Origin of the sequence: Gemmatimonas sp. UBA7669, from assembly GCF_002483225.1 — a bacterium.
Taxonomy (GTDB): Bacteria; Gemmatimonadota; Gemmatimonadetes; order Gemmatimonadales; family Gemmatimonadaceae; genus Gemmatimonas.
The window spans coordinates 130980-148327 of the sequence record NZ_DLHL01000051.1 but is presented as its reverse complement, the minus strand read 5'-3'; the positions used below and the strand labels follow the sequence as shown (position 1 = coordinate 148327).

Genomic DNA, 17348 nt, shown 5'->3' with positions numbered 1-17348 from the left:
TGATCCGTCAGGGAAAGGCGGTGAGGTCCTGCTGCATGGCCTGCATCAGCAACTCCGCCCGCCGCCAATCCTCAGGGGTGTCGATGTCTTCGACACGATAGCGTGGCATCACCAAGGGAAGCGCGCGTGCCGCATACATGTCCCTGCCCTGGAGAAACGCCGCCGCCTGTCCCCAATAGAACTGTCCGGCGTCATGATAGGCGGTCTCCAGGTCCTGGGACCGCGTGTTGGCATGCTCCGGATGCCACATGCCGACTCCGCCAGTGGGAAGGAGTCGCAACGCCCGTTGGATGGGAAAGGGAAACGTTGTCACCGTGAAGACGAAATCCATGTCCGACTGCTGCAGCAACGCGAGCCCGCGCTGCAGATCGCTCGCGCGAACGAAGGGCGCCGTGGCGTAGAGACAGCAAACGTGGTGGATCTCGCCGTACAGGCGTTGTGCCTCGACGATGGCGTGATTCACCACGGGCCGGGTGGGCGTGTGATGATCAGCCAGTGCCGGGGGTCGGCGGAACGGGACCTCCGCACCGACGGACAGCGCCACCTCCGCGATGTCCTCATCGTCAGTCGAGACGATCACGTGATCGAAGCACCCGCTCGCCAGTGCGGATTCGATGGCCCACACGATCATGGGCCGCCCGCAGAACGCCCTGATGTTCTTTCGCGGGATTCGCTGGCTGCCGCCGCGTGCCGGAATGACCGCGAGTCGCTGGCCGGCAACCGCAGTGAGCTCAGACTCCGGCATGCAGCACCGACGTCAGCGCATCCCGGACCCGGTCGATGACCTGCGCCTGCTGCACATCGCGCAGTCCATGCCACATCGGCAAGGACAGCAGACCAGCGTAAGCGTGCTCAGCAACCGGACAAAGACCAGCGCGATATCCCAACGCCTGATAGTAGGAATGCAGATAGACGGGTCGATAGTGCACGTTCACCCGCACACCACGCTGGCGCAGCGCGTGAAACACGGCCGCGCGCATGTCGGCGGGCTCTCGCCCTGCCACACGCAGCGGATACAGGTGATGTGCGTGTGTGCGACCGGTAGCGGCAGACTGACGGAAAACACGAGGATCTTCGGCGAAGGCTTCATCGTAGCGCGCCGCCAGTGTCGCACGACGTGCCAGCCACGCCGGCAGTTTTGCGAGCTGACTGAAGCCAAGGGCGCATTGCAGGTCGCTCAGACGATAGTTGTATCCCAGCGCCGTCATGTCGTATTCCCACACGCCGGCCCGCTCACGGGCCCGGTGATCCGTCGGGATGCCATGATTGCGCAGCGTGCGCAGCAGTGCGGCCATCTCGGGGTTGGCCGTCGTGATCATGCCGCCTTCTGCGGTGGTGATGTGCTTCACCGGATGAAAGCTGAAGCAGGTCAGGTCCGCCACACTGCCAACGCGCCGCCCGTCGCACCATGCCCCCAGCGCGTGACATCCGTCTTCGACAAAGAGGAGACCATGCCGATCCGCCATGGTACGCAATGCGGTGAGATCGGCCGGCAGTCCCGCGTAGTCCACTGCCACGATGGCGCGCGTACGCGGTGTGATCAGCGAGGCCACGTGGTCCGGGTCGACGGTCAGCGTGTGACCATCGATGTCGGCGAACACGACGGTTCCACCGACATAGCGCACGCAATTGGCCGTGGCTGCAAAGGTGAGCGTCGGAACGATGACCTCATCCCCGGGGCCTATACCACCCGCCAGCATGGCCAGATGCAGCGCTGCGGTTCCACTACTGACCGCCACCGCATGGTCCACCCCGACAAATTCGGCGAAAGCCCGTTCGAAGCGCTCGACGGCCGGGCCCGTCGTCAGCCAGTCGCCCTGCAGCACCGCCGCCACGGCGGCGAGATCGTCCGCGTCCACCTCGTGACGCCCATACGGAATGCTGTCGTCATCCATGCAGGGCCCCACTGGCAAGAATTTGCGCCCGCAGCTCCTCCACCGTGAGGAAATGCGGATTGGTACCACTGTCATAGCTGAAGCCCAGTTCGCAGCGTCGACCTGGTGAGCTGTCACTCGTGAGACGGAACTGCTCCACGTCCCAGAGTTCGGTGGACGGCAGAATCACGAAGTAGCGATCGAACTCGATGGTGCCCAACGCGTCGTTTGCCGTGATCATCTCCTCGTGCAGCTTTTCGCCCGGCCGGATGCCCACGATCTCCACCCGCGCCTCGGGCGCAATAGCGCGTGCCACATCCAGAATGCGATAGCTCGGAATCTTGGGCACGAAGACCTCACCACCCCAGGCGCGCGCGAGGGCGTACAGCACATGCTCCACGCCCTCCTGCAGCGAGATGCTGAAGCGGGTCATGTCTTCGTGGGTCACCGGCAGCACACCACTGGCGCGCTGCGCAAGAAAGTGCGGAATGACCGAGCCCCGGCTGCCCATCACGTTGCCGTAGCGCACGACCGAGAAGCGACTCGGACGCTTGCCGCGATAGTTGTTGGCGGCCACAAACAGCTTGTCCGACACGAGCTTGGTGGCGCCATACAGGTTGATGGGGGCGGCCGCCTTGTCGGTGCTCAGCGCCACCACGCGCGAGACCTGCGCTTCGAGCGAGGCATCGATCACATGCTGGGCTCCCAGCACATTCGTCTTCACGGCCTCGAAGGGATTGTACTCGGCGGCCGGCACCTGCTTGAGCGCTGCGGCGTGCACCACCACATCCACGTCCTCCATGGCGCGGCGCAGGCGGTCTGCATCGCGCACATCGCCGATGAACCAGCGCATGATGGACGCCCGCGACTTGAAGGGCTCGGCCTGCTGCATCATGTACTGCTTGAGCTCATCGCGGCTGTACACGATCACGCGGCGAGGCGCGTAGCGCGTGAGCACCGTGCGCAGAAACTGCACCCCGAACGATCCGGTGCCGCCGGTGATCAGCAGGCTGGCACCATCCAGACGGGCATCGGATGCCCGGAAGTCTTCGCGTCGGGGCGGGAGTGTGTCGGACATGACGGCGGGACGGAGGTGGACGCGCGTTGGCGCAAATCTACATCCGGGACCCGACTTCAGGTCATGTCCAGACCGTTGGTGCTGCGCGGATAGACCGTGAGGTCGATGGCGGTGGCCAGCCCGTGCGACTCGTCGCGGCTCAGCACCTGGGCCGCCAGACGCCGCGTCACATTGAACACGATGGGGGCGCGCAGGTTGGCCGTGATGGGGGCGCCGCCCTCGGGAATCGTGAGCATCACCAGCGCCAGCACATCCTCCGGTCGCTCGATCTCGAGCTGCGACTTCTCGAGATCGCCGAGGTCGAGGGCATAGTCGGGAAAGCAGACGAAGGGGTCGGCCAGTACGAAGGTCGTCGGCGGCGAGGTGGGCGACATCAGCCACCACAGCCCCTGACGGGCGGCGGGGACCAGCGCGAATGTGGTGAGCTTGTCGAAGCCGAACATCCCACCGACCGGGAAGGTCATGAGGGCGTCACGGGAAACTTCGATCGTGCCGAAGGGGTGCGCGATGGCGACCAGATCCTGCGGAGCGACCATGACGGCGGATTCCATGTCCTTACAGGTAATTGGCGAGGCTGAGCCCGAGAATGCGCGACGTGGCACTCATGGCGGCCTGATACAGAGTCTGCTTGCCCACGAGCTCCACCATGGCCTTGTCCACTTCCGTATCCCGCAGGTCGGAGCGGAAGGTCTTCAGGTCGAACTCGGTGTTTTCGATGTTCACCAGCGCATCTTCCATCTCGTTGATGCGCGCGCCCTGCGTGCCGATGAGCGCCTGCACGCTCGAGTGGGCGTTGCGCAGGCGCTGCGTGGCCGCGGTGATGCGCGGGACGTCGTTGGCACCGATCGCGTCGGACATCTCGCGCAGCGCGGCCAGGGCGTCCGTGTCGAGAAACACCTGCGTACCGTTGTGGTTCGGCGTGACAAACTTGTTGTCGCCGATTTCAAGCGTCGTGTTGCCGCTTGGATCCACGGGATTGCCGGCCAACATCAGCGCCGAGAAGGAGCCGGTGGCGGGGGGCGGTTCGGTGAAGGGCTTCTCGGTGGAGCGGGTGCCGCCAAACAGATACTCGTCGCCAAAGCGCGTGTTGCCGAGTCGCGCGGACAGATCGAGCAGCTGATCGATCTCGGCCTTGATGACCTGACGCGTGGAGTTGTCCGTGGTGCCGTTGGCAGCGGTGACTCCCAGCTCGGCGGCGCGGGTCAGCGTGTCGGAGAACTGCCCGAGCACGGTTTCTTCGGCGGTCGCGCGGGCAAAGCCCATCTGCGCATTGCGCCGGAACTGATTGAGCGCGCGCATGGAACTGCCAATGCGCACCAGCTCGCCGCCGGCCGTGGCATCGTCGGACATGCGCCGAATGCGAATGCCGGTGGCAATGTCGTCACGCACGCGGTCGATCCCCTGCAGACCCTGCTGCAGGCGAAGCTGACTGGTGCGGGTGATGATGGTGTTGGTGACGCGCATACGACCCCGGGTGGATTGGCCGCCGAATGCCCCCGTCGAGGCATCCCGCGAGACCGTCTCGCTCCTGCTGAGTATCGGATGGCCAGCGCGTCCCTTTAGCGGTCTCGACCATAAATGGACGCATCTGAGCGAGCTCTTCGGCCCACCTTTCGCGTTTTTCAGGTAAAGCGGCTAATTTTGCCGGGTGCGAAGCTGGCACTCCTATCGCAGTGACGCACAACCGGCGGCAACGTCACCACGCCGGCACCGCCCTCACGTGCAGTGCGCCGAGCCAGGGACCTCCCCTGCCGCCCGGCGGCTGCTCGGCAAAAACGTCCCCATTCGCCGCGCATGGCCACGATCCTGTACGTCGACGACGAACCAGCGGTAGGCCTCATCCTCGAGGATTCGCTGGCGCAGGCCGGACATACCGCCGTGGGGGCGCGCTCGGTGCCCGAGGCCCTGCAAGTCCTTGAACGAGGAGGCGTTGACCTCATCATCTCGGACTACCGTATGCCGGGGCTCACCGGTCTCGAGTTCATTCAGCTCCTGACCCGGGAAGGCTACGACATCCCGCTCATCATGCTGACGGGACACGCCAGCATCGAGCACGCCGTCGCCTCCATCAAAGCCGGCGCGATTGACTACATCACCAAGCCGGTCCGCCCGCAGCAGCTTGAACTGGCGGTGGACCAGGCGCTGGAGTTTGTCCGCCTGCGCCGCGAGAACGAGGCCCTCCGCAAGGAGGTCATGCAGTTCCGCAACGAGCGCCAGATTCTGGGTGATTCGGCCGCCATCCGGCGCATCATGCAGACCGTGTCCATGGCCGCGCCCACCCGCGCCACGGTGCTGCTGCAGGGAGAGTCGGGCACCGGCAAGGAGCTCTTCGCCCGCGCCATTCACGATCAGTCGGAACGCCGCGACAAGCCCTTCATCAAGCTCAACTGCGCGGCCTTGCCTGAAGGCCTCGTGGAATCGGCGCTCTTTGGTCACGAAAAGGGCGCGTTCACCGGTGCCATCAAGCGGGTGGAAGGCGCCTTTGAGCGGGCCAACCGTGGTACGCTGCTGCTCGACGAAATCTCCGAAATGCGGCTCGACCTGCAGGCCAAACTGCTGCGCGTCCTGCAGGAACAGGAGTTTGAGCGGGTTGGTGGAACGGCACCCATCAAGGTGGATGTCCGTATCATTGCCACCACGAACCGCGATCTGGCCATGGAGGCGGATCACGGAACCTTCCGGCAGGACCTCTATTATAGGTTGTCCACCATCCCGGTCCTCATTCCGCCCCTGCGCGAGCGGCCGGAGGATATCCCGCTGCTGGCTCTGCGCTTTGCCATGCGGGTGGCTGCGGAAATGGGCAAGAAGATCGAGGGGCTCTCGCCTGAGGCACTCGCTGCGCTGCAGTCCTATCCCTGGCCCGGTAATGTGCGTGAACTGCAGCATGTCATTGAACGGGCGGTCATCCTGACCCCCGACCCCATCATCCAGCCGCACTGCCTCGAAGGCACCCGCTTCGGTCTGGCCCATTCCCTGGGGTCGGCCAACATGCGACCCCGGGCCTTTGCCACGCCCGGCCAGGGTGCCGTGCCGGTACTGGCTGTCAGTGGGGCCGCCGCCGCGCCCGGCGCTCCGGGCGTCGCGTCCGCCGCAAACGGCACGGCAGGCGGAACGGCTACGCCGGCGTCGGGCTCCATTGCCCTCGCGTCGCTCAATGTGGCCGATGCCGAACGGGTGCTTATTCAGCATGCGCTGGCAGCTGCCGATAATAACCGCACGAAGGCCGCCGAACTGCTGGGCATCAGCGTGCGCACCCTGCGCAACAAGCTCAATGGCCCCGGCAAGGAAAGCGACGACGAATAGGTCGTCGGATCGGCGCGAGCGGCTCGCGTCGCCAGTCCCAACCTAAATCGGCAACTTGGGTCACCAACCGACCGGCAGAAAATTCCTGCCGGCCGGTTTTTGTCGTGCCCCCTGAACCCTGGAACGCCCCCAACCCCAACCCCGACCAGAACCCCAACCCCAACAAAAACAACAACTTAGCTCAAACATCAACACTCAAAACTCCAAGCCGCAGTTCTTTGGCCTGGGGTTTGCTTTTGAGAGGTCCGGATTCCCTCGCTCTTTCACCCGGACCTGCTGATGCTCTTCGGACTCATCGATCGCACCACCCGCGCGACCTCGCTGAAGTCGGCGCTCGACCAGAGCGTCGAACGTTCGCGGGGCATCGCCGATCGCGTCTCCAAGGCGACGCTTCAGAACGGTGACGGCTTCGCCCTCGAAGCCCGCACTGGCAACGGCACCACGGCAGCCAACCCGGTCAACGTGGAAGACGAGATGGTCGCGCTGGCCGACGAACAGTTGCGTTTCCTCGCGACGTCGCGCCTGCTCGAAAAGACCTACGCCAGCCTGCGCACCGCCATCAAGGGCGGCGGAGGTGGCAGCTGATGCCGATTGGACCGATCAAGGCGCCCGGCCTGCTCCCGGTGCCCAACCAGCCCGTCATGCGCCCGATGTTCCGCAGCATGGGCATTGCCGCCAGCGGTCTCAGCGCCCAGCGGCAGCGCATGGAAACGATTGCCCAGAACATCGCCAACGCCGACGTCACGCGCGGCGCCGACGGTCAGCCCTACAAGCGCCGCGAAGTGGTGCTCGAAGCCGCCACGGCGCAGAACGCCACCTTCGACCTCGGTCTGCCGGATGCCACCGCGCCCGGCGGCTCGGGGCGTGTGGTGGGCAGCGGCGCGGCCGCGATGACCGGCGACGCCCCGCGCGCCATTGAAGTGCCGGTGCTGCCCACGGCGGGCGGCACAGGCCCCGGCGCTTTCGGCGGCGAATACGGCGTGCGTGTGGCCGGTGTGGCCGAAGACCAGGGCGAAGGCCGTCTCGTGTACGAGCCCGGTCATCCCGACGCCGACGCCAACGGGTATGTGCGCTACCCCGACATCGATACCACGCAGGAGCTCGTGAAGCTCATGGATGCCAAGCGCATCTACGAAGCCAACGCGGCCGTCTTCCAGACCGCCAAGTCGATGCTCCGCGCGGCGCTCGATATCTGATCGACTTCTCACTGATGTAGACACGTGCAGCGGGTCCGGGGATCGATGTGGGGTCACCTCCTCCTCCTCCTCTCCGACAGCACTTCGGTCCCCGGTCCGCCACACGTCTCCTTCCCGCTTCGACTCGTCACGATCCCATGAGCATCAACGGCATCAACAACTCTCCGCTGCTTCCCAACCTCGGCGCCACGCGCAGCGATGCCGCGCGCAGCGGCGCCGCGAATGGACAGGGATTGGATCGTGCAGCCCTCGCCTCGCAGCAGGGGCTCGCGCGCGCGAACGCTCAGGCCAACGCCAACGCGCTCAAGCCGCAAACGCCCATCGCCGGTCAGCAGGCCACGCAGTCACCCGTGTCGGCCGAAGCGCCGGCCGGCACCGACCCCGCGTTCTGGAGCGTGCTCACCACCGAAGAGCGGAACTTCTTCGCCAAGACGGCGAGCATGGGCCCGCTCACCTACGGTCGCTACAAGGCCGCCACGGCCGAACCGCCCGCTCCGCCCGCCGCCCGCGGCATCCGTCTCGACGTCCGCGCCTGATTCTCCGTCGCTCACGCGTTTCCTCGACCCGACCATGCAGACCCGTCTCGATCTCCTGACCCGCAGCCTCCCCGAATTCGGGCAGGATCGCGGCCAGAGTGTGCAGGTGCCGGTCACCGGCACGAGCGACAACTCCTTCGGCAAGACGCTCACCCGCGTCATCAACGAAGTCTCCGACACGCGCGACAACGCCGGCGATCTGACGCAGCGCTTCGCCAATGGCGAAAACGTGGAGCTGCATCAGGTCATGGCCGCCAGCGAAGAAGCCGGCATCGCCCTCGACATGCTCATCGAGCTGCGCAACAAGGTCGTCGAGGCGTATCGCTCCGTGATCAGCATGCAGTCCTGAGCCACCCGCGATGAATCCCCTCCTCGAATCGATCACCAGCCGCTTCGGCGGCCCGCGGCAGACGGCCATCATTGCCATTGGCCTCGTCATCGCGGCCGGTGTGTACTACGTGTCGCAGTGGGCCACGCGCCCCGTCATGGTGCCGCTCTTCGCCAATGTGCCGGTGGAGAGTGTGAAGGCCATGACCGACAAGCTGCAGGAAGCGGGCATCGTGCACGAACTCGACGCCTCCGGCACCACCATTTTCGTGCAGAGCCAGGACGTGGCGCGCGCGCGCGTGGATCTCGCCGCCGGTGAATTGCCGGGCGGTGGTCGTCCGGGCCTCGAGTTGTTCGACAAGCCCTCCTGGGGCATGACGGACTTCACGCAGAAGGTCAATTACCGCCGCGCTCTCGAGGGAGAACTCGAGCGCACCATTGGCAAGATGCAGAACGTGAAGACGGTGCAGGTGCACCTCGCCCTCGAGGACGAACAGCTCTTCACGCAGAACCAGCGCCCCAGCAAGGCCTCGGTTACGCTCCGCATGAGCAACGGCAACTCACCGGCGCCGGAGACCGTGCAGGGCATCGCCAGTCTCGTCGCGTCATCGGTTGGCGGACTCACCCCGGAACACGTCACCGTGGTGGACGAGCGCGGCCGCGCCCTCACCATGCAGGACGAAGGCTCGGTCGCCGGTCTCACCAGTCGCCAGCTCACGGTGCAGAAGGAAGTTGAAGGGCACATGGAAGCCAAGGCCCGTGATCTGCTCACGAGCCTCGTGGGCTCGGGCAATGCGCGCGTGCAGGTCTCGGCCAGCATCAACTTCGACAAGGTCGAGCGCACCGTTCAGGCCGTCGATCCCGACCGCCAGGCCATTGCGGTTGAGCAGAAGTCGGAAGTGGCGCCCAGCACGCCGCAGCAGGGCGCGGGCTACACGCAGTCGGCCGTCACCTACGAAAACACCAAGAGCGTCGAGACCTTCAGCGGTGCCATCGGCAACGTGCAGAAGCTCACCGTCGCCGTGCTCGTGGCCGACAAGATGACGCGCAACGCGGCCGACACCTCGGCCACCGCCGAGCCGGTGTTCACGCCGCGCACGCCGGAAGAGCTCGCGCAGATCGAATCGCTGGTGCGCACGGCGCTCGGTGTCGATTCCGCGCGCGGTGACATGGTGTCCGTGGTGAGTGCACCCTTCGACATGCCCAAGACGGTGGTGGCGCGCGTGGACAGCACGCCGGCGCCGCAGGACATGCTGGGACGCATTCAGGCCAACCCCAAGCCCGTTGTGGCCATTGCGGCCATCGCTGGCCTCGTCCTCGTCGCGCTGGTCATGGTCCTGGCGCTCCGCCCCAAGAAGTCCAAGAAGCTCGCCGGCAACAACGCGGCCACCCTGCCCGCCGGTCCGCAGTACGCAGAGCTGCCCGCCAGCACGCAGATGCAGGCCGCCATGCAGGGATTGCCCTCGGGCATGAACAACGAGGCCGACATGATGGACGAGAACGCCTACGTCGAGGAGCAGCGCCGCGCCATCCGCCTGCCGCCCCCACCAACCACACCCGAGCGTGAGCAGGCCATCGCCACCGTCGAGCAGCGTCCTGATGCGGCGCTGCGGGTGACCCGCAACTGGTTGCGTCAGTAATGAGCATGATCGCCCTCTCCAAGAACGCCAACGCCGATCGCTGGGCCCCTGAGCGTCTCACCGGACGCCAGAAGGTCGCCATTCTCTGCATGGCCATCGGCTCCGAACACGCCGCCAAGCTCACGTCGGGCCTGCATCCGGAAGAAGCGGAAATCGTGGCCCTGGAAATGGCCCAGCTCGACCGCGTGCCGCCTTCCACGGTGGACTCGGTACTCGCCGACTGGCTCGAGACCACGCTGGGCGTGGACTCCATCAGCACCGGTGGGGTGGAGTTCGCCAAGGACGTGCTCGAAAAGGCTTTCGGTCCGGCCAAAGCGCAGCAGATCCTCAAGCGTATCCAGGGCCAGTTGGCCGACAGCGATCGCTTTGGTCGTCTGCGCCGCGCCGATCCGCAGCAGCTCGGCAACACGCTGCGCGGTGAACATCCGCAGACCATTGCGCTCATCATGGCGCACCTCGACCCCTCGCACGTGGCCGCCATCATCCGCGAGTTCGAACCCGAACTCGGTGGTGAGGTGATGTTCCGCATTGCGCGCATGGAGAAGGTGTCGCCCGAAATGATCTCGCTCGTCGAGCGCGCCATCGGCAACGAGGCGGACCTCGCGTTCTCGCAGGGCATGTCCAGCGTGGGTGGACCGGCGGCCGTGGCCGCGGTGCTCAACCTCGTCAGCTCGTCGCTCGAGAAGGAAGTGCTCGACCTGGTGGCCGAGAAGGATCCGCACCTCAGCGATCAGATCAAGAACCTCATGTTCGTCTTCGAGGATCTCACCTCGCTCGACGACAAGTCCCTGCAGCGCCTGCTGCGCGAAGTCGATGTCAAGCAGCTCGCGCTGGCACTCAAGGCGGCCAGCCCCGAGCTCAAGCAGAAGATCATGGCCACCATGTCGCAGCGTGCGGTGGCCGGCCTCAAGGAAGAGATGGAGTTCCTGGGCCCGGTCAAGATGCGCGACGTCGAGGCGGCGCAGACGGACATCGTGTCCAAGGTCCGCGCCCTCGAGGAGACCGGCGAGATCGTGTTGAGCGCCGGCACCGACGATGTCATCATCTGAGCCGCCGCGCATGCCCTCTGCTGCTGCCAACGCTTCGCCCTGGTCGCTCGACGAATTTGCGGCCGATGTGTACTTCGGTGGGCCGGACGCTCCGGCCCCCGAGGCACCGGCGCCCGCACCACAGGTCTCACTCGAAGCCATCGAAGCCGGCTTCGCCATGCGCATGGCCGCGGAACGCACGCGCATCGAGGCCGAGGCCTACGCGCGTGGTCGCGCCGACGGCGAACAGGCCGCGCGTGCGTCGCTCGAACCCACCATCGGCGCCGCACTGCAAGCGGTGCGCGAGGCGGCCGAGTCGATTGCCATGCACGAAGCGCGCTGGGTGTCGAACATCGAAGAGAACATTGCCGCGCTCGCGGTCATTGTGGCGCAGCATGTGCTGCAACGCGAGATCGAGGCCGACCCGTCGCTCGTGGCCGACCTCGTGTCGCACGCGGTGCAGCAGTATCCGATCGATCAGGAAATCACCATTCGTCTCAATCCGGACGACTTTGCAGCCTGCCGCCGCGTGATCGAACAGGAGTTCGGCACGCAGCGTGGCCTGCGCTGGATGTCCGACGTCAACGTGGCCCGCGGTGGCTGTCTCACCGAAGGCCGTGAGCGCATCATCGATGGGCGCGTGGACACGGCCCTCGAACGCGCCTACCGCAGCCTTGGCGGAATCCAGGCCTGATGTCTGCCGCCTTTGCCAGCTATCTGCGCGGCGAACCCAGCGCGCTCGACGAACTCAGCGAGCGCCTCGCGCGCACCGAACGTTTCGGCAGCTACGGCAAGGTCACCCGCGTGGTGGGCCTCGTCGTCGAAGCCACCGGCATTGATGTGGGCCTCGGTTCACTCTGCCGCATTACCAGTCATTCGCGCGATCGCTCCGTGCTCGCCGAAGTCGTGGGCTTCAACGAGCGTCACGTGCTGCTCATGCCGCTCGGCGAACTCGACGGCCTGCATGCTGGTGCCAGCGTGCAGCCGCTTGGCCGTACCTTCGGCGTGGATGTGGGACCCGGTCTTCTGGGCCGCGTGCTCAATGGCCTTGGTCATCCCATCGACGGCAAGGGCAAAGTCGACACGGTGGAGCGTGTGCCGCTCAGCGCCGAGCCGCCGAATCCGCTGGTGCGCGAAACCATCGATCGTCCGCTCGAAACCGGTGTGCGCGCCATCGACGGCCTGCTCACCATCGGTCGTGGTCAGCGCGTCGGTATCTTCGCCGGTTCCGGCGTGGGCAAGTCCACCATGCTCGGCATGATTGCGCGTCACGCGCAGGCCGACGTGAACGTGATTGCGCTGCTCGGCGAACGTGGTCGGGAAGTGCGTGAGTTTCTCGAACACTCGCTGGGTCCGGAAGGCTTGGCCCGCTCGGTGGTCATTGTGGCCACCGGCGATCAGGCCGCGCTCGTGCGCGCCCGTGGTGCACTCGTGGCCACGGCCATTGCCGAGTACTTCCGCGATCAGGGCAAGCAGGTGTTGCTCATGGTGGACTCCGTCACGCGTGTGGCCATGGCCTGGCGTGAAATCGGTCTCGCCACCGGCGAACCGCCCACCACCAAGGGCTATCCGCCGTCCGTGTTTGCCAATCTGCCACGTCTGCTCGAGCGCGCCGGCAACGGCGAGCGCGGCGGCATCACGGGCATCTACACCGTGCTGGTGGACGGCGACGATTTCAACGAGCCCGTGGCCGACGCCACCCGCTCCATCCTCGACGGGCACATCGTGCTCACGCGTCGCCTGGCGGCACAGAACCACTTCCCCGCCATCGACGTGCTCGACTCCAAGAGTCGTGTGAAGGACCTCATCACCAATGAGGTCCAGAAGCGCGCCGGCAGTGCCATGCTGCGGCTCGAGGCCGCATACCGCGAGAAGGAAGATCTCATCATGGTGGGCGCCTACCAGCGTGGCAGCGATCCCTACGTGGACGCGGCCATTGTGTATCGCCAGCACGTGCTGGAGTTCCTGCAGCAGCGGCCGGACGAGATCACGCACTACGGTGACACCTACCAGGCGCTGGCCCAGATCGCCGAACAGATCGAGTCGGCCGTGCGGAGACGTCCGTGAGCTTCAAGTTCCGCCTGCAGCGCATTCTCGAACTGCGGGAGCAGCATGAGCAGGCCAAAGCGCGGGAACTGGCGGCCGCCCAGGCCGCCGCGGACGAAGCGCAGCGTGCCAAGGACGCCATTGCCTCGCTGCGCGCCGATTCACACGCCCAGCTGCATTCCACGACCCGTGCCGCCCCCCGTATCGGGCACCTCCACCAGCTTGGCACGGTTCTCGCTTCTCTCGATGAACGACTGATTGTCGCCGACGACGTGGTGAAACACGCGGACGCCGGTGTGCACCAGGCCCAATCGTTGCTCGAGGAAGCCGCACGTGATCGCCGCGTGCTTGATCGCCTCAGGGAACGGCACGCCGAGGCCTGGCGATCGGACGAGGCACAGAAGGACCGCGTACGGATGGACGAAGTCGCTCTGATGCAGTTCGCTCGCAAGCTCGATACGAAGGACGCGCCTCCCGGCACCTCCGCCGATGGCACGAACCACCGTGATGGAACCGCGCGATGAAGCAGTTGCTCATCCCCATTGTCATCGGAGTGCTGGCCGGCCTTGGCGGCGGGTCGGGCTACGCCTATATGCAGGCCTCGGCAAAGTACGCCGCCGACTCGGCGCGAATTGCCGACAGCCTGAAGACCTTGCCGGCAGACTCGCTGGCCAAGGCCGCCGACGCGGAGGCCGCACACAACGACGCCGCGCACGCGGATAGCGTACTGGCCGATTCCACCGCGGTCGACAGCGCGCATGCCGCACTGCCGCTGACGCCGGCCGATTCACTGCGCGCGCTCATTGAAGCCCGCGAGGCCCTCAAGAACGCCGGTGCCAAGCCGGCCCCCAACACCGTGGCGCAGGGCATGGCGGCCGCAAAGACCGCTGCTGCCGCGCCTTCAACGCCGCCAGCAAGCACGCCGGCTGGCGCACCGGCTGGCGCACCAGCTGCCAACACTGCCGCCCCCTCCGCGTCCACCACGCGGGCCGCCACCATCGTGAAAGATGCGCGGGATGCCGCGCTGCAGACCGCACTGCCCGAGCAGCGTCTGGCCAAGATCTTCGGCGCCATGAATGCCAAGGATGCCGCCAAGGTGCTCGATCAGATGACCGACAGCGATGTGCGCGCCATCCTGGCCATGATGAATGACCGGCAGGCCGCCGCCATTCTCGCCGCGTTTCCGGCAGCTCGCGCCGCCGCCATCACCAAGGGTGCTGTCAAGGCGCCAGGAGCGGTCACGCCGTGAGCGCCATGAACATTTTCACCGCCACCAATCGCAGCAGCGCCGAGCCGGCGCGCGCGACGGCACCGCGCAACGCGCGTGTGCGTGACCTGGCAGGCAACGACGTCCGTTCGACTGACGTACGCGCTTCGGACGACACGGGCAGCGACTCCCGCGTCGATGATCGCGAGGAAGGCAGCGACCGCCGCATCCGCAGCAAGAGCCCCGAGTTTGCCGCGCTGCTCGCGCTGCTGGCGGGCGCCGGGCAGCAGGTGCGGAACGAGTTCCTGCAACAGTTGCCCGACGAGAGTGCGTCACTCGTCGACCGTCTGCTCGAAGAAGCGGCCGGCAATACGCCCTCCCAGGACATTGCGTCGCCCGTTGCCATGCAGGTCGCTGAACCCGGCACGGCCGCCAACGCCTCAGACGCAGCCTCCGCCATGGCCTCTGGTGGTGCGGGCGCAGCCAGCGATGCCATGCGCTACGGAATGCTGCAGAAGCAGAGCGATGCGGACCCGACGAGCGATGTCGTGGACCTGCCGGCCTACGCCCGCGCCCGCGAAGCCCGCGGAAACGAGGCGCGTGAGGGCGTGCAGGGTTCACTCGATGGATTGGCCCGTGCGGCGTCGCGCCTGCAGGGCATGGACAACGACAAGGCCCTCGAAGTGCTCTCGCGTGTGGCCTCGAGCCGCGGCAGTTCGCTCGAACAACTGCTGGCGCTCGGCGACACGCGCGGCGCAAACACACGCGCACAGCTCGATGCACTCATTGCCAAGGCCGGCACGCCAGAAGGCGCGCGCCTCGCCGCGCGCGCCCTCATGAACGAAGCCGGGGCCGCACTCGATCCGGTGACGGATGCCCGGACCAACGCCGCATTGCCCGCCGCTGCCAGCAGCCGCGCCGCGGCCCTGCGCAATGGCATCCTGCGCGCCGACACCGCCGCCGAAGTCACCTCGCTCGACGTGGCCACCGCCGACCGCTCGCTCGAGGGCCTGAGCCCCGAGCTGCGCGCGCGTGTGGAGCGCGTCATGGAGCGCATGAAGAACGAATACGGACACGACGTGACGCTCGTGGAAACCACGCGGTCGCAGGAGCGACAGGACTGGTTGTTTGCGCAGGGTCGCACGCGTTCCGGCCCGGTCGTGACCTGGACCCGCGACTCCGCGCACACGCGCGGCGAAGCCGTGGACGTCATGATCGATGGTTCGTGGGACAACGCCGCCGGCTTTGCCCGCCTCCAGCGCATCGCGCGTGAGGAAGGGCTGCGCACGCTGGGCATGAAGGACCCCGGGCATCTCGAGTTGCCTTCGGCCTCCTCGCCGGTGGATCGCGCCGCCGAAGCGCGTGCGAAGGTCGATGCGCGCATTCCGCAGGACACGGCCAATGGCCGCGGCGTGGCCTCGGTGGCCCGCGTGGCCGGTGTCGCTGGCGTGGCGCGGGTGGCCGATCAGGGCGCCGCAGCGGCGACGGGCGCGGAGGCGTTTGCCTCGGGCACGGCCACGCTGCAGGCAGCCTCCTCAAATGGTCATCAGGGTCACGGCCATGCCTTTGGCCGCGGTGAGCGCGATGAATCGGGCAAGCCGCTCAACAACGGCAAGGCGCTGGGCAAGGACGCACAACTTGGCGAAGGCCGCGGCAATGACCAGGCAGCCTTCGGCGCCTTTGGCGGACCTTCCGGCACACCCGGACACACAGGCGTGACCGGCGCCGACCGCGCCGCGCAGGTGGGTGGCAGCCCGGCGTCCACGCAGGCCGAGCGCGTCTCCGACATCCAGCAGATGCGCGCGGATGCCCCGGCCACGCCACTCAATCGCATGACGCTCAACGTGGAGAGTGCGCCCGGCATCGAGGAGCGCATCACCATCGATGTGCGCGGCAACACGGTGCAGACGCAGATCACCACCGACGCGAGCACGGCCGACCGCATGCGGCTGCGCACCGCCGACCTGCAGGATGCTCTGGGTCGTCACGGCCTCGAGAGCGATCGCCTGCGTATCCGCAGCAACGGCAGCACCGACTCCGTGGAGCTCTCGCGCGCCGTCTCCGGCGAGCGTGAGGCACAGCGGGTTGGGCACACCGGCCAGAGCAGCACGCCGGATCAGCAGTCGGGCAACAGTGCGCGCGAGCGCACACCCGCCCGGGAGTACCAGGACGAGGCCCGCCGCGATTCGTCGTCGCGTGCCCGTGATGATCGACAGGAGCAGCAGCAGCAGCGGCAGGGAGCGCCGCGTCCCGCGTTCACCCTCTTCGGAAACGAGTGATGATCACCGCTGTCCGCAGCATGTTCTCCACGCCGGCCTACAACACCACGGCCAACGAGGAGACCGACAAGCAGCAGACGCAGTCGCCGGTGCCCGGAGCCGAGCCCCCCAAGGAGCCGGCCGAGCCCTCCGCGCCGCGCACGTCGCTGCCCACCAACGGCACCATGGGGCGCGATGAGTTCCTCAAGATGCTGGTGGCGCAGCTGAAGAATCAGGACCCGCTCAACCCCATGGACGGCAAGGACATGGCCGCGCAGCTCGCGCAGTTCTCCACCGTCGAGCAGCTCATCGCCATGAACAAGACCATGGATGAGACGAAGGCCGCGCAAGCGGCGATGACCGATGCCATCGAATCGCTCGAGGAAACGCAGAACGAGCGGGCCGATGAACTCGCGCAGCTCATCGAGGGCCAGATGGCCATGGCCACCGTCGGCAAGGTGGGCGTCACGCCCGGCAACAACGCCTTCGTCGACAAGGATGGCAATGGCGAGATCTTCATTGACACCGCAGGACGCAGCGGCACGGGCCGCATCGTGATGACCAATGACAAGGGCGAAACCGTCGGGATGGCCATCGTGGGTGACATCAAGGCGGGGCAGCATTCGTTCAAGCTGGGCGACTATGTCTGGGACCCGAAGCTCGAGCCCGGCACCTACACCTACAAGTTCCAGGTCGCAAAGGATGGCGGCCCGTGGTCGGAAACCACGACGTACACCGCCGGACGGATTACCGGCATGCGCTACCAAGACGGTAACCCCATCCTGACCATCGGCGACAAGGTGTCGGTTCCGATGTCCCGACTCACCCAGATCCGCGCCTGATCGCGCCTGACCC

At 66.5% G+C, this 17348-nt stretch carries 18 protein-coding genes; 13 read left to right on the top strand and 5 right to left on the bottom strand.

Annotated features, from left to right (window positions below; all coding sequences use genetic code 11):
- Nucleotides 1-7 precede the first annotated feature (7 nt).
- Genes pseF through flgL form a run of 5 tightly spaced genes read right to left on the bottom strand, consistent with a single transcriptional unit; the run spans nt 8 to nt 4416 of the window.
- Entirely contained in the window at nt 8-745 is a 738-nt protein-coding gene (gene pseF, locus B2747_RS14780) for a pseudaminic acid cytidylyltransferase (RefSeq protein WP_291162545.1), read from the bottom strand.
- Nucleotides 732-1895 carry a UDP-4-amino-4,6-dideoxy-N-acetyl-beta-L-altrosamine transaminase gene (gene pseC / locus B2747_RS14775; RefSeq protein WP_291162542.1) on the bottom strand — a complete coding sequence of 388 codons (1164 nt, stop codon included), beginning with the start codon at nt 1893-1895 and terminating at the stop codon, nt 732-734. The genes pseF and pseC overlap by 14 nt, the downstream gene beginning before the upstream one ends.
- Nucleotides 1888-2952, bottom strand: coding sequence for a UDP-N-acetylglucosamine 4,6-dehydratase (inverting) (gene pseB / locus B2747_RS14770; protein ID WP_291162539.1), 1065 nt, complete (start codon nt 2950-2952; stop codon nt 1888-1890). Before pseB ends, pseC begins: the two co-directional genes overlap by 8 nt.
- 56 nt (nt 2953-3008) lie before the next feature.
- Nucleotides 3009-3503, bottom strand: coding sequence for a flagellar assembly protein FliW (gene fliW / locus B2747_RS14765; RefSeq protein ID WP_291162537.1), 495 nt, complete (start codon nt 3501-3503; stop codon nt 3009-3011).
- 4 nt (nt 3504-3507) lie between these two features.
- A complete protein-coding gene (flgL, locus tag B2747_RS14760; RefSeq protein WP_291162534.1) occupies nt 3508-4416 on the bottom strand; it encodes a flagellar hook-associated protein FlgL in 909 nt (302 codons plus the stop codon).
- Between the two features lie 330 nt (nt 4417-4746).
- On the opposite strand from flgL, the gene B2747_RS14755 reads away from it, so the two are divergent.
- The 13 genes from B2747_RS14755 (at nt 4747) to B2747_RS14695 (ending at nt 17335) form a co-directional block, all read left to right on the top strand.
- Nucleotides 4747-6255 carry a sigma-54-dependent transcriptional regulator gene (locus B2747_RS14755; RefSeq protein ID WP_291162531.1) on the top strand — a complete coding sequence of 503 codons (1509 nt, stop codon included), beginning with the start codon at nt 4747-4749 and terminating at the stop codon, nt 6253-6255.
- Between the two features lie 279 nt (nt 6256-6534).
- Nucleotides 6535-6840, top strand: a complete 306-nt coding sequence (locus B2747_RS14750) for a hypothetical protein (RefSeq protein ID WP_291162528.1) — start codon at nt 6535-6537, stop codon at nt 6838-6840.
- On the top strand, nt 6840-7451 hold the full coding sequence (locus tag B2747_RS14745; protein WP_291162525.1) for a flagellar basal body rod protein FlgC: 612 nt from the start codon (nt 6840-6842) through the stop codon (nt 7449-7451). The genes B2747_RS14750 and B2747_RS14745 overlap by 1 nt, the downstream gene beginning before the upstream one ends.
- A 137-nt stretch (nt 7452-7588) precedes the next feature.
- Entirely contained in the window at nt 7589-7987 is a 399-nt protein-coding gene (locus tag B2747_RS14740) for a hypothetical protein (protein ID WP_291162524.1), read from the top strand.
- A 34-nt stretch (nt 7988-8021) separates the two neighbouring features.
- A complete protein-coding gene (gene fliE / locus B2747_RS14735) occupies nt 8022-8336 on the top strand; it encodes a flagellar hook-basal body complex protein FliE (RefSeq protein WP_291162520.1) in 315 nt (104 codons plus the stop codon).
- Nucleotides 8337-8346: 10 nt separating this feature from the next.
- A complete protein-coding gene (fliF, locus tag B2747_RS14730; protein WP_291162517.1) occupies nt 8347-9954 on the top strand; it encodes a flagellar basal-body MS-ring/collar protein FliF in 1608 nt (535 codons plus the stop codon).
- Nucleotides 9955-9959: 5 nt separating this feature from the next.
- Nucleotides 9960-11003 carry a flagellar motor switch protein FliG gene (gene fliG, locus B2747_RS14725; protein WP_291162515.1) on the top strand — a complete coding sequence of 348 codons (1044 nt, stop codon included), beginning with the start codon at nt 9960-9962 and terminating at the stop codon, nt 11001-11003.
- Nucleotides 11004-11013: 10 nt separating this feature from the next.
- Nucleotides 11014-11676, top strand: a complete 663-nt coding sequence (locus B2747_RS14720; RefSeq protein ID WP_291162513.1) for a FliH/SctL family protein — start codon at nt 11014-11016, stop codon at nt 11674-11676.
- Entirely contained in the window at nt 11676-13049 is a 1374-nt protein-coding gene (locus B2747_RS14715) for a FliI/YscN family ATPase (RefSeq protein ID WP_291162510.1), read from the top strand. Before B2747_RS14720 ends, B2747_RS14715 begins: the two co-directional genes overlap by 1 nt.
- Nucleotides 13046-13552, top strand: a complete 507-nt coding sequence (fliJ, locus tag B2747_RS14710; RefSeq protein WP_291162507.1) for a flagellar export protein FliJ — start codon at nt 13046-13048, stop codon at nt 13550-13552. The genes B2747_RS14715 and fliJ overlap by 4 nt, the downstream gene beginning before the upstream one ends.
- Complete coding sequence (locus B2747_RS14705; protein ID WP_291162504.1) at nt 13549-14277, top strand: magnesium transporter MgtE N-terminal domain-containing protein; 729 nt, start codon at nt 13549-13551, stop codon at nt 14275-14277. Before fliJ ends, B2747_RS14705 begins: the two co-directional genes overlap by 4 nt.
- A gap of 5 nt (nt 14278-14282) precedes the next feature.
- On the top strand, nt 14283-16514 hold the full coding sequence (locus B2747_RS14700; protein ID WP_291162501.1) for a M15 family metallopeptidase: 2232 nt from the start codon (nt 14283-14285) through the stop codon (nt 16512-16514).
- Complete coding sequence (locus B2747_RS14695; RefSeq protein ID WP_291162498.1) at nt 16514-17335, top strand: flagellar hook assembly protein FlgD; 822 nt, start codon at nt 16514-16516, stop codon at nt 17333-17335. The genes B2747_RS14700 and B2747_RS14695 overlap by 1 nt, the downstream gene beginning before the upstream one ends.
- Nucleotides 17336-17348: the final 13 nt, after the last annotated feature.